This is a genomic window from Nocardia sp. NPDC050408, from assembly GCF_044458905.1.
Classification (GTDB): domain Bacteria; phylum Actinomycetota; class Actinomycetes; order Mycobacteriales; family Mycobacteriaceae; genus Nocardia.
In genome coordinates this window covers 625,169-648,639 of sequence record NZ_JBITIL010000002.1, presented here as the reverse complement: position 1 = coordinate 648,639, position 23,471 = coordinate 625,169, and the positions used below count along the sequence as shown (strand labels likewise).

Sequence of the window (23,471 nt, the reverse complement as noted above, 5' to 3'; positions counted from 1 at the left end):
GAGGATCCTGATGAGCCACTTTCATCCGGGCGAGGTCGCCGTGCAGCAGCGAATGGGCCAGGCGCATATCGCCGATCGGGTGGGACGGATGATTCGTGCCGATATCCCCGATATCGCAGCGGGTTTCCTGGCTGAGCAACCAATGGTTGTGATCGGCGCCACAGACCTCGAGGGACGGGTGTGGGCAGGCGCGGTGGTCGGGCCGCCGGGGTTCGTGCATGTCATCGATGCCGGGACGATCGCGATCGATGCCTTTCCGGCCGCTGGAGATCCATTACATGAAGCGCTGACTCGTCCTGCCCGGATCGGCATGATTGCGCTGCAGCCGCAGCGGCGAAGGCGAATGCGCGTCAACGGATCGGCGGTGCCAACCGAGGCGGGGTTGCTGATTACCGTCGATCAGGTGTATTCGAACTGTCCGAAGTACATCTCGCGCAGGCAGATCGAGTCGTATCGCCCCGATATCGACCTACCAGCGCCCCTACATAGCACGGAACTCGATGCGCGACAGCGCGCGCTGATCGCCGCGGCGGATGCCTTCTTCATCGCCACCGCGGATGCCGGTGGCAATGCCGATGCCTCCCATCGCGGCGGGAATCCCAATTTCCTGCAGGTGCTTTCACCTACGCGGCTGAGATGGCCGGACTATCAGGGCAATTCGATGTTCATGACACTCGGGAACATCGCGGTGAACCCACGCTGCGGCATTCTGGTCCCGGACTGGACCACCGGCGCAACCCTTCAACTCAGCGGAACCGCCGAATTGTCCTGGGCACCCGAAACCTTCACTGCCGGAGCACAGTGCTCGATCGACTTCACCATTACGGAAGTGGTCGAAGTCCACGGCGCGGGCCAGCTCCGCTGGGGTCCGGCCGAACTCTCCCCGGTCAACCCCTGACCTCATACCCGAGAAGGGAATCGCAAATGCGACCTCCGCTGCCGCCGTTCGACCTGGAATCTGCCAAGGCCAAGGTGCGTGCCGCCGAGAATGCCTGGAACACCAGGGATCCCGAGCGCGTCGCCGCCGCGTACACCGAGGAATCGGTGTGGCGCAACCGCGACGAGTTCTTCACCGGACGCGCCGCCATCGTCGATTTCCTCACCCGAAAGTGGTCCATCGAAAACGGGTACGCACTGCGCAAGGATCTCTGGGCGTTCGAAGGCAACCGCATCGCGGTCCGCTTCCAGTACGAGTGGTATGACGAATCCGGCCAGTGGTGGCGCAGTTACGGCAATGAGCAGTGGGAGTTCACCCCGGAAGGTCTGATGTCGCGGCGCGAGGCCAGCATCAACGATGTCCGCATCGACGACTCCGATCGCCGCATCTTCGGCCCGCGCCCGGAAGGTGACGAATCCGTTCTGCCGCAGCAGTAATCGATGAGTGCGGCGCGCTCGTACCGGGCACCCCGTGTGGGGTGCCCGGCCTGCCGGGTCTGATGAGGGCGACGCCGGTTCGGTGCTCAGACGACCACGGTCTGCGCCTGAGCCGGGACGTCGGCAACCTGACGTTGACGATGGAACAGCCCGAATGCGATCACGCCGAATACGATTCCGACTCCGGCCGCGACTGCGAACGCCGCATCCAACCCATCCACGAACCGCGACAATGTCATCGGCCGACTGTCATCGGCGACTTCACGGAATACGGTGCCCAGCACCGCCACGCCGAGTGCGAGGCCGAGCTGCCGTGCGGTATTCACCGCACCTGCGGCGATCCCGCCCTGCTGCGGCGGCACCGCCGCCATCCCCACCGCGACAAGGGCGGGCGCGTTGATGCCGATACCCGCGCCGATCACCACGAATCCGGGAACCAATGCGGCCCAAGATGATCCGATATCGATGATGGTCATCAACCCGGTGCCGACGCCGACCAGCACCAGGCCGGCGCCGATCGTCCATTTCGGCGAAACGTCGTGCAGCAGTTTGCCGAATGCACCGGCGACCACGAATGCCATCGCCGCCATCGGCAGCATGGCCAGTCCGGCGCGCATGGGCGATAAATGCAACTGCTGCTGCAGCCAGAGCGAAATCAGGGGAGTGGCGGCGAAGGCCGCGAACGTCTGCCCGAACGCGGAGACAAGGGTGGCCCCGAAGTTGCGATTGCCGAGCAGGGCCAGCGGGAACATCGCTGCAGTACTGCGGGATTCGACGAATACGAAGGCCAGCAGTGCGACCGCGCCGAGCGCCAGTGCGAACAGCGTAGGACCATCGGACCAGCCGTGTTCGCCGCCGCGGATGACACCGTAGGTGACCGCCGTCGCGGCCGTCGCGAACGCCAGCATGCCCGGCACGTCGATGGCCCGATCCGCATGCCGCGGCGACGGCTGGAAAACGATCGCGGTCAAAACGATCGCCAATACCGCTATCGGCAGATTGACGAAGAAGATCCAACGCCACGACAGTGCCTCGGTGAGCACACCGCCGAGCACCACGCCGATTCCAGCCGCCGCACCCGATACCGCACCCCAGACGCCGAAGGCGACACCGCGATCACGGCCGGTGTAGGTGGAGTGCAGCAGCGACAGGGTGGTCGCGAACATCGCGGCCCCGCCGATGCCCTGAAGTGCCCGCGCCGCAATGAGACTCGCCGAGGTATCGGCGATCCCGCAGATCAGCGAGGCGAGCGCGAAAACCACCAGTCCGGCGAGGTAAGCGCGCTTCGCACCGACCCGATCGGCCAGTGAACCGAGCACCAGCAGCAGCGCGGCCAGCGCGAGCGCATACCCGTCCATCACCCACTGCAGTCCGGACAGGCCGGTGCCGAGATCGGCGGCGATGTCGGGAAGCGCGACATTGACGATGGTGACGTCGATGAGCAGCATCAGCGTGCCCAGGCACGCGGCGAATAAGGGCAGCCATTTCCTCACGGGAGCCTCCGAGGCGATTCGAATGATATCGACACTCAGAGTGCGGCAGGCGTTGATATCCACATAGTCACACGGCAATGTGCGTTAGATTCCTCCTGTGCAATTCGAAGATGGCGTGGATTCCTCCATACTCGATGTCCTCGACAAGCAGATCCTGCACGCGCTGGTGACCGATGCGCGCATCCCGTTCGCCAAGCTCGGCGCCATCCTCGAGGTTTCGGAACAGACGGTGGCGCGGCGCTACCGATCGCTGCGGCAGCGCGGCATTTTGCATGTGTCGGGGCAGGTCAACGCGGTGCCGCTCGGGCATGCGCGCTGGGTGATCCGGCTGCGGTCGACTCCGGACAAGGCGGCGCGGCTGGCCGAATCGCTGGCCCGCTTTCCGGATCTGAGCTGGGTGACCCTGCTGTCCACCGGATCCGAGGTGACTTGCGTGAGCAGGCCGCGCTCGGTCGAGCGGCGCGACAAGCTGTTGATGCAGACGTTGCCCCAGGCCAGTCAGGTGATCGGACTGACGGCCCACGAGGTGATCCACCGCTTCCCGCTCGACGAGGAATGGCCGCATTTCGGGCACCTGTTCACCGCGGCGCAACTGCGCGAACTCGGCACGCGGCCACTGTGGCGGGCCGATACGGGACCGGAAGCGCCGGTGGAACTTTCGGCGCAGGACGAGGCGATGCTGGTGCTGCTCGGTCGCGACGGTCGCGCGCCGTACGCCCAGATCGCCGCCGAAATCGGTTGGACCGCAACGCGAGTGGCGCGTCGCATGGCCGAGCTCGTCGAATCTCGTGTGCTGTACTTCGATCTCGATTTCGCGATCGAACGGATGGGGTACGCCGTGCGGGCGGCGCTGTGGCTGCGCGCGCGACCGGCGGATCTCGAGGCGGTGGGCACCGCGATGGCGACCCACCCGGAGATCGTCTTCATTGCCGCGACCACCGGGCCGACCAATCTGATGGCGTCGCTGATGTGTCGCGATACCGCGCACCTCTACCGGTATGTCACGCAGCGGCTGGGTGCACTCGATGGGATCACGGATGTGGAGGTGACGCCCGCGTTGCGGGTGTACAAGCAGGCGCAGACGTTGCTGGACAGTGATCGGATTTCACTGGTGCGGTGAAGATCGGTTCAGCGCTCGGAAAAAGGGCTGCGATCGGCCGCGATCGGCCGTAGCGCGGCGGTTGCCGTGTCGGAGAATTCGGGGCGCGTGTTGTCGGGCGCGTCGCTTGACTCGAACACCTGTTCGTCTAGGCTGGTCGTCAGAACTTGTCGGTGCCGCCCTCTAATGTGGGCGCCAACCACGAACGAGACTTACCCGGCGGAAAAGGGGATCAGGATATGGCACCACAGGCGTACGACCGTGATAAGGCGCTCGAGCTGGCGCTGGCTCAGGTCGAGAAGAGCTTCGGCAAGGGCGCGGTCATGCGTCTCGGTGAGGAGGCGCGCCAGCCCATTTCGGTGATCCCGACCGGATCCATCGCCCTGGACGTGGCGCTCGGCATCGGCGGTCTGCCGCGCGGCCGCATCGTCGAGGTCTACGGTCCGGAGTCCTCGGGTAAGACGACCGTCGCACTGCACGCGGTGGCCAATGCCCAGGCCGCGGGCGGCGTCGCTGCCTTCATCGACGCCGAGCACGCGCTCGATCCCGATTACGCCCGCAAGCTGGGCGTCGACACCGACGCGCTGCTCGTCTCCCAGCCCGATACCGGTGAGCAGGCGCTGGAAATCGCCGACATGCTGGTGCGTTCGGGTGCGATCGACATCATCGTCATCGACTCGGTGGCCGCGCTGGTCCCGCGCGCGGAAATCGAGGGCGAGATGGGTGACAGCCACGTCGGTCTGCAGGCGCGTCTGATGAGCCAGGCGCTGCGCAAGATGACCGGTGCGCTGAACAACTCCGGCACCACCGCCATCTTCATCAACCAGCTGCGCGAGAAGATCGGCGTGATGTTCGGTTCGCCCGAGACCACGACCGGTGGTAAGGCGCTGAAGTTCTACGCCTCGGTGCGCCTGGATGTGCGCCGCATCGAGACGCTCAAGGACGGCAGCGATGCGGTCGGTAACCGTACCCGCGTGAAGGTCGTGAAGAACAAGGTCTCGCCGCCGTTCAAGCAGGCCGAATTCGACATCCTCTACGGCCAGGGCATCTCCAAGGAGGGCTCGCTCATCGATATGGGTGTCGAGCAGGGCTTCATCCGCAAGTCCGGCTCCTGGTACACCTACGAGGGCGACCAGCTCGGCCAGGGCAAAGAGAACGCCCGCAAGTTCCTGCTGGAGAACACCGACATCCGCGACGAGGTCGAGAAGAAGATCAAGGAGAAGCTCGGCATCGGCGCCGACGTGACCGCCGACGGCGCGGCCACCGAGGTCCCCGCCGACTTCTGATCCGATGCCCCCTCGGCACCCAGCCTCGAATCCCACCCGGCCCGCACCAGATCCAACGCGGCCCGACCCCGTAACCGAGGCTCGCCGCCGCCTGAACGAACTACTCTCCGCCTCAGGCCGCCCACCCATCCCGCCCTCTACTGGCTCGGGTGAGCCCGAGCCGGATCGGGTGCGGTGGTCTCAGAGCGATTCGGAGGCCGCCGGTCTCCGGCCGGGTGGTTTCGAGCGGAACCGCAGTCGGCGGTCCGAGATCGACTTGGCGGCCGCCGGTTTCCGTTCGGGGGAGCCGGAGCTAGGGCGTGGCCGGTGGTCCGAGGGTGGCTCGGACGCCGACGGGTTTCGTTCGGATGAATCCGAAGTAGGCCGGGTGCAGTGGTCCGAGGGTGACTCGGTGGATGCCGGTTCTTGGTCTTCCTGGTCGGGCGGTCCTTGGTTGTCCGAGTTCGGTCCGGAGGCTGCTGATTTCCGGTCGGGCGAGTCCGAGTCGGGCCGCGGGCAGTGGTCCGAGGACGATCGAGGGAGCGACGGATTCTCGTCGGGTGAAATCGAGTCGGGTCGAGATCAGGAGCGGTGGAACGCTGCACGGCTCGGTCGTGCCGGGGCGGAGGAATCTGGGGAGGGCGAGTCCGGATCGGGGCGACAGGGGTCCGAGGGTGATTCGGCGGAGGCCGGATCTCGGGTGGCCGGAGGCGATTCAGCGCGGTGGGACGAAGGGGGCTCGGGTTTTCGGGGGAGGGGGCAGGGGGATAGGCGGGTCCGGTTGGCCGAAGGTGGTTTGGCCGATTCGGACATCATGGGAACTCGGTCGAGCGCGCCCGATCCGCAGCGGGCGCGCTCGACTGGGTCCCGGCGCGGTCGCGGGCGCCGGAACGAGTTCCGGCGCAACGACTCCCACTCGGCTGACTTCCAGAAATCTGAAGGCCGATGGGCGGATCCGGTGGCGGCCGGATCCGAGGAGGATGCGCGACGAACAGGTGCCGTTGTTCCCCGTGTAAGCGAGGATGATCCGCGGTCTCGTTCGGAGCGCAGCCCCCAAGGCGGGACGGTCGAGCAGGCAAAGGAGGCGTGTCTTCGCCTGCTCGCCGTCCGCGCCCGCAGCCGTGCCGAACTAGCGCAGCGTCTCGCGGCCAAGGGCTTTACGTCCGAGATCACCGAACGCGCCCTGGACCGCTTCACCGAGGTCGGCCTGATCGACGACGCAGCCTTCGCCGAACAGTGGGTCCACTCGCGTCACACCTTCTCCGGCAAGGGCAAACAAGCTCTCGCCCAAGAACTTCGCCGCAAGGGCGTATCCCAGTCCGACGCCGCCTCCGCCCTTGACGCCATCACCCCCGACGACGAGGAACAACGCGCCACCGAACTGGTCCGACGCAAACTACGCACCATGCCCACAAACCTGGACCGCGACAAAACAATCCGCCGCCTCGTCTCCATGCTCGCCCGTCGCGGCTACAACCAATCCACCGCCTTCACCGTCGTGAAAGCTGAACTCGCACAGGCCCAGTTCGACACGCCGGACCCCGACTGAGCTCTGGCAGCCCGCCCCGCCTGCGTGAGGCCTTGGTCGCCCACATGGCTCTTGCTCTAGGCACACGTGCGACCGGGCGTGTGCGTGGTGAACAGGGGTTGGGCTGCGGACTGGCTCCAATGGTTAGAGCTGAAGGGCGGGGGCGAGAACTTCCTCGCACCATTGGCGGAAGGTGGTGGGGGTTGTGGATTGAGGGGTGCGGGGTTCGGCGTTGTCGAGGCCGTTTTCCTTTGCCTCCAGCATGTCGTACATGCCCTGGGCCATGGCCTCGGACATGCCGGATTCGAGCATTGTGGCTTTGTAGGCTTCGCCGGAGACTTGTTGGAACCGGATCGGGCGGCCCAGCACTTCGGACATGATTCGCGCCATGTCGCTGTTGGACAGGTCTTCTGGGCCGAGTACAGGGACGCTGTCGTATCCGCTCCACGAGTCGTCGAGCAGCAGTTCGGCGGCGACGGCGGCGATATCGCGGGTCGCGCAGGTGGGGCGTTTCAAATCGGGGGAAAGCGGTGCGAAGAATATACCCTCAGCCTTGATTACTTCGACTTGGCGAAGCAGATTATCCATGAACGAGGGCATCGCCAGCGCTCGGTAGCTCACGCCGGTACGCGCAATCAGATCGTCCATGGCCAGCGACGCCGTGACCAGTCCGGCGTTCCCGACCACCGCTGACCCGCGACCGATGGATGAGACTCCGACCACTCGCTCGACACCCTGACTCTTGAATGCCTCGCACGCGGGCCGTGTGAAGTCCAGAACCGCGGCTTCGACGCTCGCGCCGCGATGGACCGGGGGCAGCAACCAGAACACGGCGTCGGCGTCGGCGAACGCCGGGGTGACGACATCGATATCGCTATGCGATCCCGTTACGACTTCGACGTGCTCGCGGATGTGCGCGGGCAGGCGTGCTGGATCACGCGCGATAACGCGGACCGGTGCGCCGCGGTCGAGGAGATGGGGGAGGACCTGACGGCCGATGGCGCCGGTAGGGGTAGTAACAACGATCATGACGACCTCTGCTCGAGTGATTTGGCACTGGCCAGTCAAGTCGGCGCGGCACCGAACCTGAAGGACCGATTCGATAAGCGTTGATACCGTGGGGATATGAGTGATCTGGAGGTTCGGCAACTCCGATACTTCGTGGCCGTCGCGGAGGAACTGCACTTCGGACGGGCGGCCGAGCGACTGGGGATGGCGCAACCACCCCTGTCCAGGGCGATCCGGGAACTGGAACGTCAACTGGGCGTTCAACTTTTCGAGCGCACCACCCGACACGTCGTGCTCACCGCGCCCGGCGAGACCCTGCTCCGCGACGCGCGGACCGCACTCGATGCCGTTGCGGCGGCTGCTCAGCGCGCCCGCCACGTCGGCAAGCCCGCGCCGGGGCTACGGCTCGCGCTCAAAGCTGACTACGATGCCGGACTCCTGCCGCGGATCTTCGAGACATATCACCTCGAGGACGCGGCAGTTCCGGTGGAGTTGATGTTGGGCGGTCGGGGCGAGCAGGTCCCGGCCCTTCGTCAGGGCCGCGCAGATGTCGCCCTCCTGGCCACCCCGTTCCACGACCGGGGTCTGGACGTCGAACCGCTGCTCACCGAACCCCGCTTGGTCGCGCTGGCCGCATCCGATCCGCTCGCCGCCCGGACAACTCTGTGCCTTGCCGACCTGGCCGGTCGAACGCTCCCCGACGGAACTCCCGCCGACCGCGACGGCCTCGCCCCGCCTCCAGAACCCCCGCGCCCGGTCCTGGATCTGGCGCAGCTGTTCAACCTGGTCGAACTCGGCAACATCATCTGGTTCCCGCCCTCCTCGGTCGCTCGCCGTCACCCACGCCCCGGGATCGCCTACCGCCCTGTCACCGACCTCCGACCAACGGCCCTCGCGATAGCCTGGCCGCAAAATTGCCACTCACCCGCGGTAGCGGCCTTCGTCCGTGCAGCCACCGCCGTAGCCGCGGCCACCTACCCTCCCGAATCCGCAATGCCCGCCGAAACTTTCACCGCTGCCCCGCGCTCCGAAACCGAAGAATTCCGCAGCACCGTGCCCTCATCCTGATCACCGACCACCTGATCGACGGCCCCCCGCGCATACGCTGGGCTCCCGCAACCCCCTGTGACGCCGCACAGCCCCGCATACCGGGTGTGCGGCGGTCCCAAAGGGGGTGAAAGCCTCCGCGCCACCAGTGCTCTCGTTCTGATTACCGCGACCGATTGCGCGCCACTCACCCGATCGACGCGACGATAACCCAACCGCTGCACACTGGAATCTGCAGGCGCTTGGTATCAGCCGCACGCCCCCGATACTGCGTCTGCGAAAGCCGAGTCAGCCCGAATGAGTCTGAGCGTGCACGTTCCCGCGAAATCTGGCGATCTCTGCTGGATTCGGGCGAAAGTGCGCGCTCAGACCCGTCAGGCCACGGACTCACGGCTTCTGCGTGATATCCATCCCCGGAGTCGCATCGGCGAGAATCGAGTCGGCCGCCACGACGGCCGCGCCCTTGGTCCGCTTGCGCGAGCGCAAACGCTGCTCCAGTTTGTTGGCCACGATCGTCAACGTGCTGTTGAGCAGAATCATCACTACTGCGACGACCATCAGTGCGGGCACCGTATTGCGTTCGGCAGCACCGAGCTGCGAGCCCTGACGCACGATCTCGAGGTAGGTGATCTGGTAACCGAGCGCCGAATCCTTCAGCGCCACAACCATCTGCGAGATCAAGGCGGGCAGCATGGCGGTAATCGCCTGCGGCAACAGGATCAACCGCATCAGCTGTCCCTTGCGCAGACCCAGCGCCACCGCGGCCTCGGTCTGTCCCTTCGGCAGCGATTTGATGCCCGCCCGCACGATTTCGGCGATGACCGAACCGTTGTAGACAGTCAACGCGATCACCACGGCCCACAGGGCGAGCTGATCGACCTTGAACACCTTGTAGTCGGAGAAGACGTAGAACAGGAAGATCATCAGGATCAGCACCGGAATGGCCCGGGCCACCTCGACGATCGTGCCGGCCACCCAGCGCACCACCCGGTGCTCCGACAGGCGCAGGATGCCGAAGACCATGCCGATCACCAGCGCGAACACGATCGAAAGCAGCGCCGCGACCAGGGTGCCGCGCAGACCGGGCAGCAGATAGGTCTTCCAGACGTCCGCCTCGATGAACGGCTTCCACTTCTCGGCGGTGAATTGTCCCTTATCGGCGAAGCCGCGATAGAACACCCACCCGAGTGCCAGCACCGCGACAATCGCGATGACGGAATAGATTTGGTTTCGAATGCGCGCGCGGGGCCCCGGCGCATCGAAAAGAACCGAAGCTCCACTCACCGGGCCACCTCGAATCGTTTGGCCAGCCAGCCGAACAGCAGACCGGTCGGCAGGGTCAGGATCACGAAGCCGAGTGCGAAGATGAAACCGATGGTGATCAGCGCGGCCTCGTTCTCGTTCATCTTGGCCATCAGGGTCGCGGCCTCGGCGACGCCGATCGCCGAGGCGATCGTGGAGTTCTTGGTGAGCGCGATCAGCACGCTGCCCAGCGGGGCGATAACCGAGCGGAATGCCTGCGGCAGCACCACGATTCGCAGATTCTGCGTAAAGGTGAAGCCCAAAGAGCGGCCCGCCTCGGACTGACCCATCGGCACGGTGTTGATACCCGAGCGCAACGACTCGCACACGAATGCCGCTGTGTAGATGCTGAGTCCGAGTACCGCGTAACGGAAGTTGTTCTGCGCCAGCGAGTTCGGACCCTCAGGCGCGAGCTTCCAGCCCATGGTGGAGTAGAGGCCGAGTGAGCTGAACACGATGATCAGCGTCAGCGGGGTATTGCGGAAGATGGTGACGTAGGCGGCGCCGAGAAAACGGGCGACCGGCACGGGGGACACGCGCATCGCGGCGACGAATGTGCCCAGGATCAGGGCCAGAACCGCCGACGACGCGGTCAGTTTGATGGTCACCCAGAAGGCGCCGAGGACGTCATACCTCGAGATCAGGTCGAACACAGTGGTCGCGTCCCTCCGATCGGATTGTGCGGCGGCCGGAGATCGTCCTTCCGCGCGCGATGTACAGGTTGCTCGTAGCGAAGTGACCGGGTGGCCCGCGCGGGCCACCCGATCACGAATCTCAGTACCGGTTCACCGTCGGGGGCGTGGGCGCCTGGTAGCCGGAGGCGCCGACCGTGGAATCGAACGCCTTCTTCCACGACCCGTCGGCGATCATCGCCTCGATCGCGTCATTGACCTTGTCGCGCAGCTCTTTATCGCCCTTCTTCAGGCCGATGCCGTAGTTCTCCGTGGTGAACGGCTTGCCGACGACCTTGAACGTGCCCGTGCTCTGTGCGGCGTAACCGGCCAGGATGATGTCGTCGGTGGTCACCGCGTCGTACGAACCGGCCTGCAGGCCCTCGAGGCACAGCGAGTAGGTGTCGTTGGTCTGCAGCTGCGTGGCCGGGTAGTTCTTCTCGATGTTCTGGGCCGGGGTGGAGCCCTTCACCGAGCAGACCTTCTTACCCTTCAGATCATCGGGACCATTGATGCTGTTGTTGTCGGCCTTCACCAAAAGCGACTGGCCCGCAACGTAATACGGCCCGGCGAAGTCGACCTTCTGCTTACGTGCGTCGTTGATCGAGTAGGTGGCGACGATGTAGTCGACCTGACCGTTCTCGATCAGCGTCTCGCGCTGACCGGACGGGGACTCCTTGAACGTAATGTTCTCCGGTTTCACACCGAGCTTGCCCGCGACGTATTTGGCGACCTCGACGTCGAAGCCGCTGTAGGAGCCGTCCTTATTGCGCAGGCCGAGGCCCGGCTGGTCGAATTTGATTCCGACGGTGAGCTTTCCGTCCTTGGCGTTGTCGAGTGCGGATTTGTCGCTACCACCGCCACAGGCGGCGGTTGTTGCGGCCAGCGTCAGGGCGATCGCCCCGATGCCGAGTCGAAGCGAACGGTTGATCCTCATCGTGTTCCTTCTCCCTCTGGTGATTTCGGTGGCCGAGGTCTTACGGTTGCGGTGATTACTCGGTTCAGTGGCTCAGAATCTTGCCGAGGAAATCCTTGGCACGGTCGGACTTCGGCGCGGTGAAGAACACCTCGGGTGTGTCGTCCTCGACGATCGACCCGTCCGCCATGAACAGCACCCGATTACCCGCCTTGCGCGCGAAGCCCATCTCGTGGGTGACGACCAGCATCGTCATCCCCTCCTTGGCCAACGACACCATGACGTCGAGCACCTCGTTGACCATCTCCGGATCCAGCGCCGAAGTCGGCTCGTCGAACAGCATCACCTTCGGGCTCATCGCCAGCGCACGGGCGATCGCGACGCGCTGCTGCTGGCCGCCGGACAGTTGCGCCGGATACTTATCGGCCTGATTGGCGATCCCGACGCGCTCGAGCAACTCCATCGCGCGCTTGCGGGCGTTCTCCTTTTTCACCTTGCGAACCTTCAGCGGCGCGAGCATCACGTTCTCGACGATCGTCTTGTGCGCGAAGAGGTTGAATGATTGGAACACCATGCCGACATCGGCGCGCAGTGCGGCAAGCGCGCGGCCCTCGGCGGGCAGTGGCACCCCGTCGATGGCGATATCGCCGGAGTCGATCGGCTCGAGTCGGTTGATGGTGCGGCACAGCGTCGACTTCCCGGACCCCGAGGGGCCCAGAACGATAACAACCTGCCCCTTGGGGACTTCGAGGTTGATATCGCGCAGTACATGCAGGTCACCGAAGTGCTTTTGCACATCGCGCATCGAAATCATCGGCGCGCTTGTGGCGGTACTGCCCTCATCAGAACTAGCTGCCCCGGTTTTGGCCAACCCGATTGTGTCGGGCGTGGTGGCGTCGTCGGTCATGGTCCAAGACCTTAAGCGGAAAACGGCGATTTGCCCGGGTTTCGGCGACACACCGTGACGCCGCGCCGATACGACACAGCGCCGTAACCCTACTGATGCGCCTCGGCCTGGGCCTGGAGCCAGCGCCGATGCGCTGAAAACCCGCGTTGCGCACCCCCGTACCCTGGACGAGTGGATTCGATCGGACAGGCAGTGCTGTCTCCCGCCCCTGCGGCCGCGGACGGCGCACGCAGTTACGAGGTCCGCACCTTCGGCTGCCAGATGAACGTGCACGATTCCGAACGCTTGTCGGGCCTGCTCGAGGGTGCGGGTTATGTGAAGGCCGCGCCGGGTGCGACGGCCGATCTCGTCGTCTTCAATACCTGCGCGGTGCGCGAGAACGCCGACAACAAGCTCTACGGCACCCTCGGCCACCTGGCCCCGATCAAGGCCGACCGGCCGGGCATGCAGATCGCCGTCGGCGGCTGCCTGGCGCAGAAGGACCGCGACACCGTCGTGCGCAAGGCGCCCTGGGTGGACGTGGTGTTCGGCACGCACAACATCGGCTCGTTGCCGGTGTTGCTGGAACGTGCGCGGCACAATGCCGAGGCGCAGGTGGAGATTCTGGAATCGCTGGAGGCGTTTCCGTCGAGCCTGCCCGCCAAGCGTGAATCCGCTTATGCCGGTTGGGTTTCGATCTCGGTCGGTTGCAATAACACCTGCACGTTCTGCATCGTGCCGTCGCTGCGCGGCAAGGAGGTCGACCGCCGTCCGGGAGATGTGCTCGCCGAGGTGCAGGCGCTGGTCGATCAGGGCGTGCTGGAAGTCACGCTACTCGGGCAGAACGTCAACTCCTACGGTGCGTCCTTCGCCGATCCCGATGAGGCGCGCGATCGCGGTGCCTTCGCGAAACTGCTGCGCGCTGCCGGGCGCATCGATGGGCTGGAGCGGGTGCGCTTCACCTCGCCGCATCCGGCCGAATTCACCGATGACGTGATCGAGGCGATGGCCGAGACGTCGAATGTCTGCCCGCAGCTGCATATGCCGCTGCAGTCCGGTTCGGATCGGGTGCTGAAGGCGATGCGCCGGTCCTACCGCAAGGCGCGCTACCTCGGCATCATCGAGAAGGTGCGGGCCGCGATGCCGCATGCCGCGATCACTACCGACATCATCGTCGGCTTCCCCGGCGAGACCGAGGAGGATTTCCAGGAGACTTTGGATGTGGTCCGACAGGCTCGGTTCACCAGCGCCTACACCTTCCAATACTCCAAGCGTCCCGGCACACCTGCCGCGGATATGCCCGATCAGTTGCCGAAGGCGGTAGTGCAGGAGCGCTACGAACGGCTGATCGCGCTGCAGGAGGAGATCTCCCTCGACGCGAACAAGGCGCTCATCGGCACCGAGGTCGAATTGCTGGTCGCCGAGGGTGCTGGCAAGAAAAACGCGGCGACCGCCCGAATGAGCGGCCGCGCCCGCGACGGCCGACTCGTGCACTTCCGTCCCGAAGGCGCTGCGGAAAAGATCCGCCCCGGCGACATCATCACCGTCGACATCACCGATGCGGCCCCGCACCATCTGATCGCTGACGCGACCATCAAAACCCACCGCCGCACCCGTGCCGGGGACGCCCACGAACGTGGCATCACACCCAAAACCGACCCCATCGGGGTCGGCCTCGGCCTTCCACGCATCGGCACCCCCAGCACCGAGCCGGTCGCCTCTGGCTGCTCAACCGGCTGCGGCGCATGAACACTCGGCCGGGTGACGATGACCTGACGCGTGCTGGGGGAGCGGGTCTCACACCCGGTGCGTCTGGAGCGTCGTCCGAGTCGTATTCGACTGGTGCCGAAGGGGATCGTCCGGTGCGTGCTGCCGAGGGGGCGGATCTCGAGTCCGGTCGTGCATCCGATGCGTCTGTCGGCAGTGCGCCTGAACCGGATTCGGGGGCAGGAGAGGCAAGTACTACCGAACGTAGTGGGGTGGTTGCGGGGGAAGAGGGCGGTGATGGCACAGTGGATGCGGGTATGGCAGCCGAGCAGGGATCAGCCGAAGGAGACGAGGGCGCAGTGAACTCGGTCGAGAGCAGTAATGGCTTCGAGCAGTTCAAGGACGATCTCGATGCCGTCGAGCGGCGCATTGCGGGGGAGATAGATCCGGGGGTGCGCGCGATGGTGGTCGCCGGTGCCGTTTTCCTGCTGCTGTTTTCACTCGTGCTGTCGCATGCGGGCGGCGCGCGCGGGTTCGATGTGTTGCTCGGTACCGATGCCGCACGTGCCGAGCACATCGGTCTGCCGTCGCGGATCTTCGTCTGGTTCGCCGTCGTCTTCGGCATCGGCTTCTCGCTGCTCGCTCTGATGACCCGTCGCTGGGTGCTCGCCTGGGTCGCGGTCGCCGGTTCCGCGATCGGCAGCGTGTTCGGCGTCTTCTCGATCTGGCACCGCCAGACACCAGGCCTCGGTAACTACCACGGCGCAGGCCCCGGTGTCGGCCTCATCCTCGGCGTCATCGCCATCATCGTGCTGACCTTCCACTGGATCCGCGTCGTCTGGAGCCGCACCGCGCTGCAACTCGCCGCGGAGGAGCAGCGCCGCACCGCCGCAGCCGCCGCCGAGGAACGCGACCGCCGCCGCCTCACCGGCGACTCCTGACCCCCGGCGCACCCGATTCCGGACCTACCCCTGAGCCCGCACTTTTCGCGACGACGTCGCCGAAACCGAAGTGCGAAGGGGCATTTGGCGATCGACCATATTCCGCGGGTCTCTGATCGGCACCGCGGCTGCGCGACAGCGTGAGCCGGATCCATGCTGCTGGAATTGGGAAGACACCCGCTGGGTGGCGGGCAGTGACGGTCGATCATGGGCGGATAGGCCCCTGTTCGTTCGACCTCAACAGGGCGCCGAGACTACGACCGAACCGGACAGGCTACCTCCGAGGCTGGCATGGCGGTGGGGTCGACCAGCGCGTCGACGAGCGGGGTCAGTCGCCGAAGTTCTTCCAGATGGGTCGCGCTGAGTCGTGCGAGGATTTCTCGACCCGCTTCGGTCAGTGCGAGACGGACGACGCGGCGGTCCTTGCCCTCCTCCCGATTGCGCGCGACGAGGCCGAGTTGCTCCGTGCGATCGATGAGTTGCACCACACTGTGGTGCCGGGTGCACAAATACTCAGCGATTTCTCCGATGCTGGGGCCCGCTGGATCGGAATGTCCTCGAATTGCCAGCAGCAGTTGATGCTGGGTGGCAGTGAGTCCCACGTCGGCTGCCCGTCGTTCGCTCCAATGCAGGAAGCGGCGGAGCCCGGCCCGGAACGTCAGCAGCCTCGAATACTCCTCGTCGCTGAGGTGATCAGCCACCGACATGGACTCATATATCATGTCGTGATATTATCACATAACGCTGCGTGGGCCGGGCGGTCAGGGCTGTGGGCCGTCTCCGCTCGACAGTCTCTATTCACACACTGTGTCTGAAGGTGGTGGAGGACATGACCAGTGAGGCCATGAGCATGAGCCGGCATCCCGACATCCTGGAGTTGCGGGCCAAGCATGAGAAATATGAGCTCGCCTCGGAGGCGCCAGCCGCCCAAGCGGTCGCCGGCCTGATGTTCCTGACCGGGCTCTATATCGCTATCTCGCCCTGGGTTGTCGGATTCAACGGGTTCACGACCTTGACAGGGAACAACCTCATCGTCGGGATCGCCCTGGCTATGCTGGCCGTCGGATTCGCTTCGGTGTACGGCCGAACCCACGGGATCGTCTGGGCCGCTCCACTGATCGGTGTATGGACGATCGTCGCTCCCTGGGTGGTGAGCGGGAACGTCGATACCGCATCAACGATCTGGAGCAACGTAGTCGCCGGCGCGGTCGCGGTACTGCTCGGCCTGGGCTCGATGTTCCTCGGAATGAGCCGAATGAGCCGAACCGGCCGAATGGCAGGCCGGGCGCCTGGTACGGGCGCGGTTCAGAGCTAGGACCGCCCGGGTACTCCCGAGGCAATGACAGCATTCGTCGTGTGGGATACGGATATTCTGGGTGCCACCAGGGCGAGGATGTTGCACGCGCCGACCGAGCATCGGAACCTGCCCGACCTCGTCGGCGCGCTCAACGCCGCCCGCTACGCAACCCAGTCCGGCCTCGTCGCCGCTGGACGGTTGGTGAGGCTGTGGCTGTCGGCCCGTGACGGCGTACCCGCTCCACTCCGCGGAACTACCGCGCGGCCTGCCACGGCACCGCTGCACGTGGCCATGGCGAATTACGCGAGCCGCCGCATCCAGATTCGCCACCTCGTCCCCGCCGCCCGACCACGCCCCGCCGCCGAACTGCTCTCAGGCGCCACCACCGGCGGCCTCACATGATCGCCGCGGATGTGCGGATCGAGGACCCGGTGACGGTCGCCGCCTACAAGTTCCCGACACCCGAGCCCGAGGCGGACGGCACTCTGACCTGGGACGCCACCACGGCAGTCGCGGTCGACCTGACAGCGGGGGGCGAACACGGGCTCGGCTGGACCTATAGCAGCCCCGCGGCTGCCACGGTCATCACGCACGATCTGGCGCCCGTTCTGCGGGGATGCTCACCGCTCGACATTCCCGGCTGCCGCGCGGCCCTGCAACGCGCTTGCCGCAATATCGGCACCACAGCCGTAGTGGCTCATGCGTTGAGCGCGGTCGACATCGCGCTGTGGGATCTAAAGGCCAGGCTGTTGCGAGTACCGCTGTCGAAGCTCTTCGGTTCAGCGCGGCCGGCGACCCCGGTGTACGGGTCGGGCGGCTTCACCAATCTCACCGACGGCGAACTCGCCGAGCAGATAGCGGATTGGCTCGCGGCGGGCTGCTCTGTCGTGAAGATCAAGATCGGTCAGGACCGGGGCGGCGCGACCGACCGCGATCTCGCACGTGTAGAGAAGGCCACCGACCTACTCGGCGGGACCGGTCGCCTGATGGTCGACGCCAACGGCGGGTACAGGGTCGGACAGGCGCGGCGTGTCGGCGCCGAACTCGACCGGCTCGGTGTGATCTGGTTCGAGGAACCGGTCACCAGCGACGACCCAGCCGGGCTGCGGCGAGTGCGCGACGCGGTGCGCTGCGATGTGGCCGCCGGTGAATACGTCTACAGCCGCTACGACGCCGCGCAACTCGTCGGCGCCGTGGATTGCCTGCAGCTCGACGTCACCCGATGCGGCGGCTACAGCGGATTCCTCGAATGCGCCGCCCTCGCCGCCGCCCACGGCTTGGATGTCTCGGCACACTGCGCACCGGCGTTGCACGCACCGATCACCGCAGCGGTGCCCAACCTGCGACACCTCGAATGGTTCGTCGACCACGCCCGCCTGGAACCGATCCTGGTCGAGGGCGTCCCTGTGGTCGCCGACGGTGTCCTGCCACCGCCCATCCGTCCGACCGGACACGGCATGTCTCTCGCCGAAACGGCTGTCCCCTACCAGATTTCATGACGACTACAGCGCGGTAATGCGGTCTCGCAGCACAAGTGAAACCCCGACCGATCCGTTTCGCACCAGCGCCCGGCGCTATCGGATCAGCGGTTGCTGACCGCGCCCTCTGCGGCCTCGGCCCACTCGCGCCACTGCTTGGCCTGCTCGAGCGCCTTCTCCGCATCGCGCTTATTGCCTGCGGCGGTTGCCTTGGCGGCTTGCTCCTCGAATTGAGCGACGCGCTCACGGAATTGGGCGGCGCGGGCCATGGCCTCCGGATCGGTGCGGCGCCATTGGGCGTCGACCGCATCGCGGACGCGCTTTTCGATGGTGCGGAGTTTGCCTTCTAGTTCCTGGATGCGTTCGCGCGGGACCTTGCCGATCGCGTCCCATTTGTCCTGAAGTTCGCGCAGCGCGGCGCGGGCGGTGTCCAGACCGGTGGCCGGATCGATGTGTTCGTAGGCGTGCAGCAATTCTTCCTTGGCTGCGGCGTTGTGCTCGAATTCGGCGTCGCGCTCGGAGACCGCGGCATTGCGTGCGGCGAAGAAGACGTCCTGGGCGCTCTTGAAACGCCGCCAGAGGGCCTCGTCGGCCTCGCGTGGTGCCCGGCCCGCCGCCTTCCATTCAGCGAGCAGATCGCGGAACACACCGGCCGTGCCGACCCAGTCGGTGGAGCCGGACAGTTCCTCGGCGCGCACGCAGAGCTCTTCCTTGCGCGACTTCGCGGCCGCGCGTTCGCGATCGAGTTCGGCGAAGTGTGCACCGCGGCGGCGGTTGAACGCCTCGCGTGCCTTGGAGTAGCGCTTCCACAGTGCGTCGTCGACCTTGCGGTCCACGCCGCGGATGGACTTCCATTCGTCCAGGATTTCGCGCAGTCGATCGCCCGCGGCCTTCCACTGCGTGGATTCGGTGGCGATCTTCTCGGCCTCGGCGCACAGCGCTTCCTTGCGCTCGGTGTGCTCGTGCCTGGCCTTTTCCTTCTCCTCCTTGGCGTGCGCGGCCGCCTCTTCGGAGTGTTCGGTAATGGCCTGCAGTCGTCGCGCCAGCCCGTCGACATCGCCGATGACCGCCGCGGTGGGCAGCGATTCGGCGATGGCGACCGCGGCTGCCTTGGTCTTGCGGGCATCCGCCCCGGCGGCCAGTCGCGCCTCGAGCAGCGCCACCTCGGTGGCCAGATCGTCGAACCGACGGCCGAAATGCGCTAGGCCCTCGGTGGCGTCACCGGCCTGCCAGGATCCGACGACGCGCTCGCCCTCGGCGGTCTTCACCCACGCGGTGCCGTCGTCATCGACGCGACCCCACACACTAGGATCGCTGGCGGTCGGGACGACGAGGGGATGCGGATGCTGCTGCGCGGCCTGCCCCGGAGCCGGTTTGACCGCATGTGGCTTGGGATGGGCCGTCGACCCGCCCGGCTTGGGGGTCGCGGCTGGTTTCGGGGCGGCGGAAGGTTTAGGCACGGCGGCCTTCGGAGAGTCCGAGGGGCGCGGCGTGCTGCCGGGGGTCGCTTTCGCCGTTCCGTTGCTCTCGCTCATTGCTCCTCGTCCCTGCCGCGCGTCACGGCTGCCTGGTTACGCCCTAGCTCACTCCATTGAACCCGGTCCGAGCCCTGTAAACCATCGATCAATGCCCTCCGACTGATGATTCCCAGGGAAATCAACCCGTGATGACCTGGGTTGTAGCACCTCGAACACTATCAATCTCGGCCGAGTTTGCGGCAGAGACACTCGAACCCCGACGTTGCGGACGCCGCGGCGGTGCTGTGGATCGCGCATTCGGCGAACGACTACGGTTACGGCGTGTTCTCCATTGCGGCCCTGGTCCCGTCGCCGCCGATCCTGGTGCCCGAGCTCTGCGGCGCTGTCGCGTACGCGGCCGGGTCGGATTCCGATGACGCGACTGTGGAGTTGCGCGCGGCCGCGCTCACCGCGGTCGGCGCGTTGGCCGCGACGACTCGGCACTGGACCGTCGTCGGTGTGGGCGCGTCAGCGCAGGTCCTCGGACCGGATACGGTCGGCACCTTCCGCGGTTTCGGTGCGGACGTGCAGGTCGGGATGTCGGCGGACGCTCTGTCGCGATCGCGGCACACGCCCGGCGCAGCGGACCCGCAGCAGCCGCTGCCCGCCCTGATCGCCGGGTGGTTGCGCGGCCAGGTCGCACCGGATGCGGTTGCCGCGACGACCCTCGTCGCTGCCGACACGCCCGCCGACGGGTGCGCCCGGGTCGGCGCGCAGTTGCGTACCGCCCTGGACGATTCGCCTGAGCAGGCGGGCGTGCTCGTCGTCGCGGACGGCGCGGCCACACTGACCCTCAAAGCACCGGGATACCTCGACGAGCGCGCGGCCGACGTGCAGCGCGAACTGGACCGTGCACTGGCCGGAGGCGATACCGCCGGATTGCTCGCCCTGGATCCGGACTTGTGCGCCGAACTCGTGCTGTCCGGCCGCGCGGCCTATCAGGTGCTCGCCGGACTGTTCGTCGCCGATCCGGTCGCACCATCTGTCGAAACCCTGTACAGCGATGCCCCTTTCGGCGTCGGATATCAGGTGAGCGTCTGGCGGCCGAGCGCATCGGGAGGCGATCGGTGATAAAGCCGATCGCCGTGGTCGGCCCCACCGCCACCGGCAAATCCGATCTCGGTCTCGACCTCGCCGAACGACTCGGCGGCGAAATCGTGAATATCGACGCGATGCAGCTCTATCGCGGTATGGATGTCGGCACCGCGAAACTCCTGCCCACCGAACGCCGGGATATCCCGCACCACCAACTCGATGTCCTCGAGGTGACCGAAACCGCTACCGTCGCCGCTTACCAGGCCGCGGCCAGTGTGGATGTGCGCGAGACCATGGCGCGTGGCCGCACGCCGATCATCGTCGGCGGTTCGATGATGTATGTCCAAGCGCTGCTCGACGATTGGGAATTTCCGGCCACCGATCCGACGGTCCGCGCGCGCTGGGAGGCATTGCTCGCCGAGCGCGGCGTCGGTGCGGTACACCAGGCATTGAAAGCGGCCGATCCGGCTGCCGCGGCGACCATCCTGCCGACCGATGGCCGTCGCATGGTGCGAGCGCTCGAGGTCGTCGAACTCACCGGCCGCCCGTTCGCGGCCTCGGCGCCGGTCATCGGAAAACCGCGCTGGGACACCGTGATCATCGGTGTGGACCGCGATACCGCCGAACTCGACGCGCGCATCGAACGGCGCACCGCGCTGATGTTCGAGGCCGGTCTGGTCGACGAAGTGCGCGGACTGATCGATATGGGTCTGCGCGAGGGTGTTACGGCGCGCCGGGCGATCGGCTACGCACAAGTCCTGTCGTACCTGGACAACGAATACGACCTGAACCACGCGCAGGAACGTACCCTGATCGGCACCCGGCGCTATGTCCGGCGGCAGCGCTCGTGGTTCCGCCGCGATCCCAGGGTGCGGTGGGTGGACGGCGCCGATCCCGAACTGGTCGCGACCGCGTTGTCCCTGCTCGAGAAGGAACGGATCCCGCAGTGACACGTCGTGTGAGTACCCGCAATGCCTCGGTCCAGGTGTGGCAGGCGTACCTGAACAACCGGACCAAGCGCCACCGCGACGGCCGCTTCCTGGTGCAGGGCGTGCGCCCGATCACCCAGGCGATCGCCAACGACTGGCCGCTGGAGACGATGCTCTACCGCATCGGCGCGCCGGAGCTGTCGAGTTGGGCACGCGAATTACTGGAGACCAGCGGCGTGCAGCAGGTCGGCCTGGTGCCGGAGTTGATGGCCGAACTCGGCGAAAAGTCCAGTGGTATACCGGAATTGGTGGCCGTCGCGATATCCAGGCAACCCGAGCTCGACACCTTCGAACCCGGCGAACCCGGCGACGGCGCGCCACCTGTTGTGGTGGTTTTCGACCGGCCCAACTCACCGGGCAATCTCGGCACGCTCATCCGCTCCGCCGACGCGTTCGGTGCCAGCGCAATCATCGTGACCGGTCACGGTGCCGACCAATACGATCCGCAGGCGGTCCGCGCATCGACGGGTTCGCTGTTCGCCGTGCCCGTCTTCCGGGCGGCCGGAGTCGCGCAGGTACTCGAATTCCGGGACCGGCAGATCCAGCGCGGCATCCCGACCCGCATTGTCGGCACCGATGAGAACGGCGCGGATGCCGTCTTCGACTACGACTTCGCCGAGGCGACGATTTTGGTCGTCGGCAATGAGAGCAGCGGCATGAGCGCGGCCTGGCAGGAGGCCTGTGACGATATGGTCTATATCCCGATGGGCGGAACCGCCAGCTCGCTCGGTGCGCCCTCGGCCGCCGCGGTCGCGCTGTACGAAATTTCGCGGCAGCGCCGTACGTTGGTTCGAGGACGATAAGCAGGGAGAATGCGCGACGTGTCGGATATCGAGTTCACCAAGGGCCACGGCACCGAGAACGACTTCGTGGTGCTGCCCGATCCGGAAGTTCGGCTGGACCTGACGCCGGACCGGGTCGCCGCGCTGTGCGATCGTCGCCGCGGACTCGGTGCGGACGGTGTGCTGCGGGTGGCGCGCGCGGGGGCACTGCGGGACGCGGGTGTGCTCGCCGAGATTCCCGAGGGCATCACCGATACCGACTGGTTCATGGACTACCGCAATGCCGACGGCTCGATCGCCGAGATGTGCGGCAACGGGGTGCGGGTTTTCGCGCACTACCTGGCGGCGAAGGGGCTCGAATCGAGTGCAGAATACGTCGTCGGCAGTCGGGCAGGGGCGCGTCCGGTCACGGTGCATTCCGGCGGCCCTGCCAATGGCGAGGTCACCGTGGGGATGGGCATTGTTCGTGAGCTCGGTTCCTCCACCGCGACCATCGGTGGTTGGGCGCTGCCCGGCATCGGCATCGACGTCGGCAATCCGCACCTGGCCTGCGTCGATGCGAATATGTCGGCGGACGCGCTCGCGAAACTCGATCTCACCGTCGCACCCGGCTTCGACCCGGACCTGTTCCCGCAGGGCGTGAATGTCGAGATCCTGACCGGACTGGAGCACGGTGCGGTCGATATGCGCGTCTACGAACGCGGAGTCGGCGAAACCCGTTCCTGCGGAACCGGAACCGTCGCCGCCGCGGCGGCGGCCTTGGCCGCAAATGGTTTCCGTATCACCACCGATAGCGGCGAGGTGCGCGTACGAGTGCTCGGTGGCGAGGTAACCGTCCGCCTCGTCGAGGGCGTGGCCTGGTTGCGTGGACCGTCGGTGCTGGTCGCGACGGGGCGGATCGCCGAAAACTGGTGGTCGTCGCTTTCGCGGAGCTGAGTGCCGATACCGCGCGCCTGTATAAAGCCAGGATGACCGTCCTCGGCCGTATCCAGGGATAACCGAATGCGCATCGGTTAGTACTCGTGGCAGCATGGATGATGTATGACGAAATCGAAGACTTTTGAATTCACTCCGGCCGACGACGACAATGACCATGTCGAGGCCGTCGAGGACACGACGGAAGACACCGGCGATGT

The 23,471-nt window shown here is 66.0% G+C and carries 23 protein-coding genes; 15 read left to right on the top strand and 8 right to left on the bottom strand.

What is annotated here, in order from left to right; genetic code table 11:
• Positions 1–10: 10 nt before the first annotated feature.
• Both ACIBJI_RS07785 and ACIBJI_RS07780 read left to right on the top strand, forming a co-directional pair.
• Positions 11–898, top strand: coding sequence for a pyridoxamine 5'-phosphate oxidase family protein (locus ACIBJI_RS07785; RefSeq protein ID WP_364342086.1), 888 nt, complete (start codon positions 11–13; stop codon positions 896–898).
• A gap of 26 nt (positions 899–924) precedes the next feature.
• Positions 925–1,374, top strand: a complete 450-nt coding sequence (locus tag ACIBJI_RS07780; RefSeq protein WP_364342083.1) for a nuclear transport factor 2 family protein — start codon at positions 925–927, stop codon at positions 1,372–1,374.
• 86 nt (positions 1,375–1,460) lie between these two features.
• Here the strand turns inward: ACIBJI_RS07780 and ACIBJI_RS07775 are convergent, their stop codons facing one another.
• Positions 1,461–2,867, bottom strand: a complete 1,407-nt coding sequence (locus ACIBJI_RS07775; protein WP_364342080.1) for an MFS transporter — start codon at positions 2,865–2,867, stop codon at positions 1,461–1,463.
• A gap of 97 nt (positions 2,868–2,964) precedes the next feature.
• Between ACIBJI_RS07775 and ACIBJI_RS07770 the strand changes: the two genes are divergently transcribed.
• The 3 genes from ACIBJI_RS07770 (at position 2,965) to recX (ending at position 6,780) form a co-directional block, all read left to right on the top strand.
• Positions 2,965–3,987: an Lrp/AsnC family transcriptional regulator gene (locus ACIBJI_RS07770; protein WP_364342077.1), complete on the top strand. Its 1,023-nt coding sequence runs from the start codon at positions 2,965–2,967 to the stop codon at positions 3,985–3,987.
• Between the two features lie 218 nt (positions 3,988–4,205).
• Positions 4,206–5,252: a recombinase RecA gene (gene recA / locus ACIBJI_RS07765; RefSeq protein ID WP_364343058.1), complete on the top strand. Its 1,047-nt coding sequence runs from the start codon at positions 4,206–4,208 to the stop codon at positions 5,250–5,252.
• Positions 5,253–6,189: 937 nt separating this feature from the next.
• Positions 6,190–6,780: a recombination regulator RecX gene (gene recX / locus ACIBJI_RS07760; protein WP_364351689.1), complete on the top strand. Its 591-nt coding sequence runs from the start codon at positions 6,190–6,192 to the stop codon at positions 6,778–6,780.
• A 123-nt stretch (positions 6,781–6,903) separates the two neighbouring features.
• On the opposite strand, the gene ACIBJI_RS07755 is transcribed toward recX, so the two are convergent.
• Positions 6,904–7,788, bottom strand: a complete 885-nt coding sequence (locus ACIBJI_RS07755) for an NAD(P)H-binding protein (RefSeq protein ID WP_364351692.1) — start codon at positions 7,786–7,788, stop codon at positions 6,904–6,906.
• Between the two features lie 96 nt (positions 7,789–7,884).
• Between ACIBJI_RS07755 and ACIBJI_RS07750 the strand changes: the two genes are divergently transcribed.
• The gene (locus ACIBJI_RS07750) at positions 7,885–8,835 is read left to right on the top strand and encodes a LysR family transcriptional regulator (RefSeq protein WP_364351695.1); all 951 of its coding nucleotides are present in this window, start codon (positions 7,885–7,887) and stop codon (positions 8,833–8,835) included.
• Positions 8,836–9,201: 366 nt separating this feature from the next.
• On the opposite strand, the gene ACIBJI_RS07745 is transcribed toward ACIBJI_RS07750, so the two are convergent.
• The 4 genes from ACIBJI_RS07745 to gluA form a co-directional block, all read right to left on the bottom strand.
• On the bottom strand, positions 9,202–10,098 hold the full coding sequence (locus ACIBJI_RS07745) for an amino acid ABC transporter permease (RefSeq protein ID WP_364351698.1): 897 nt from the start codon (positions 10,096–10,098) through the stop codon (positions 9,202–9,204).
• On the bottom strand, positions 10,095–10,769 hold the full coding sequence (locus tag ACIBJI_RS07740) for an amino acid ABC transporter permease (protein WP_364351701.1): 675 nt from the start codon (positions 10,767–10,769) through the stop codon (positions 10,095–10,097). Before ACIBJI_RS07740 ends, ACIBJI_RS07745 begins: the two co-directional genes overlap by 4 nt.
• Positions 10,770–10,890: 121 nt before the next feature.
• Complete coding sequence (locus ACIBJI_RS07735; RefSeq protein ID WP_364351704.1) at positions 10,891–11,724, bottom strand: glutamate ABC transporter substrate-binding protein; 834 nt, start codon at positions 11,722–11,724, stop codon at positions 10,891–10,893.
• 64 nt (positions 11,725–11,788) lie between these two features.
• On the bottom strand, positions 11,789–12,517 hold the full coding sequence (gene gluA, locus ACIBJI_RS07730) for a glutamate ABC transporter ATP-binding protein GluA (RefSeq protein ID WP_364352041.1): 729 nt from the start codon (positions 12,515–12,517) through the stop codon (positions 11,789–11,791).
• Positions 12,518–12,781: 264 nt separating this feature from the next.
• Here gluA and miaB point away from each other — a divergent pair, with 264 nt between their 5' ends.
• Positions 12,782–14,338 carry a tRNA (N6-isopentenyl adenosine(37)-C2)-methylthiotransferase MiaB gene (miaB, locus tag ACIBJI_RS07725; RefSeq protein ID WP_364351707.1) on the top strand — a complete coding sequence of 519 codons (1,557 nt, stop codon included), beginning with the start codon at positions 12,782–12,784 and terminating at the stop codon, positions 14,336–14,338.
• Between the two features lie 275 nt (positions 14,339–14,613).
• The gene (locus tag ACIBJI_RS07720; protein WP_364352044.1) at positions 14,614–15,237 is read left to right on the top strand and encodes a hypothetical protein; all 624 of its coding nucleotides are present in this window, start codon (positions 14,614–14,616) and stop codon (positions 15,235–15,237) included.
• A 254-nt stretch (positions 15,238–15,491) separates the two neighbouring features.
• On the opposite strand, the gene ACIBJI_RS07715 is transcribed toward ACIBJI_RS07720, so the two are convergent.
• Entirely contained in the window at positions 15,492–15,959 is a 468-nt protein-coding gene (locus ACIBJI_RS07715) for a MarR family transcriptional regulator (protein WP_364351710.1), read from the bottom strand.
• 107 nt (positions 15,960–16,066) lie between these two features.
• Here ACIBJI_RS07715 and ACIBJI_RS07710 point away from each other — a divergent pair, with 107 nt between their 5' ends.
• From ACIBJI_RS07710 to ACIBJI_RS07700, 3 genes are read left to right on the top strand one after another with little or no spacing between them, the layout of a single operon-like run.
• The gene (locus tag ACIBJI_RS07710) at positions 16,067–16,552 is read left to right on the top strand and encodes an SPW repeat protein (RefSeq protein ID WP_364351713.1); all 486 of its coding nucleotides are present in this window, start codon (positions 16,067–16,069) and stop codon (positions 16,550–16,552) included.
• 24 nt (positions 16,553–16,576) lie between these two features.
• Positions 16,577–16,936, top strand: coding sequence for a hypothetical protein (locus ACIBJI_RS07705; RefSeq protein ID WP_364351716.1), 360 nt, complete (start codon positions 16,577–16,579; stop codon positions 16,934–16,936).
• Positions 16,933–18,033, top strand: coding sequence for an enolase C-terminal domain-like protein (locus tag ACIBJI_RS07700; RefSeq protein WP_364351719.1), 1,101 nt, complete (start codon positions 16,933–16,935; stop codon positions 18,031–18,033). The genes ACIBJI_RS07705 and ACIBJI_RS07700 overlap by 4 nt, the downstream gene beginning before the upstream one ends.
• An 83-nt stretch (positions 18,034–18,116) precedes the next feature.
• On the opposite strand, the gene ACIBJI_RS07695 is transcribed toward ACIBJI_RS07700, so the two are convergent.
• Positions 18,117–19,547, bottom strand: coding sequence for a DUF349 domain-containing protein (locus tag ACIBJI_RS07695; RefSeq protein WP_364351722.1), 1,431 nt, complete (start codon positions 19,545–19,547; stop codon positions 18,117–18,119).
• A 264-nt stretch (positions 19,548–19,811) separates the two neighbouring features.
• Between ACIBJI_RS07695 and ACIBJI_RS07690 the strand changes: the two genes are divergently transcribed.
• From ACIBJI_RS07690 to dapF, 4 genes are read left to right on the top strand one after another with little or no spacing between them, the layout of a single operon-like run.
• Entirely contained in the window at positions 19,812–20,600 is a 789-nt protein-coding gene (locus ACIBJI_RS07690; RefSeq protein ID WP_364352047.1) for a hypothetical protein, read from the top strand.
• Positions 20,597–21,514, top strand: a complete 918-nt coding sequence (gene miaA, locus ACIBJI_RS07685; RefSeq protein WP_364351725.1) for a tRNA (adenosine(37)-N6)-dimethylallyltransferase MiaA — start codon at positions 20,597–20,599, stop codon at positions 21,512–21,514. Before ACIBJI_RS07690 ends, miaA begins: the two co-directional genes overlap by 4 nt.
• Entirely contained in the window at positions 21,511–22,356 is an 846-nt protein-coding gene (locus tag ACIBJI_RS07680; protein ID WP_364351728.1) for a TrmH family RNA methyltransferase, read from the top strand. The genes miaA and ACIBJI_RS07680 overlap by 4 nt, the downstream gene beginning before the upstream one ends.
• A 27-nt stretch (positions 22,357–22,383) precedes the next feature.
• Positions 22,384–23,271 (top strand): diaminopimelate epimerase, encoded by an 888-nt coding sequence (gene dapF, locus ACIBJI_RS07675; RefSeq protein ID WP_397083733.1) that lies wholly within the window; start codon positions 22,384–22,386, stop codon positions 23,269–23,271.
• The last annotated feature ends 200 nt before the right edge of the window (positions 23,272–23,471 follow it).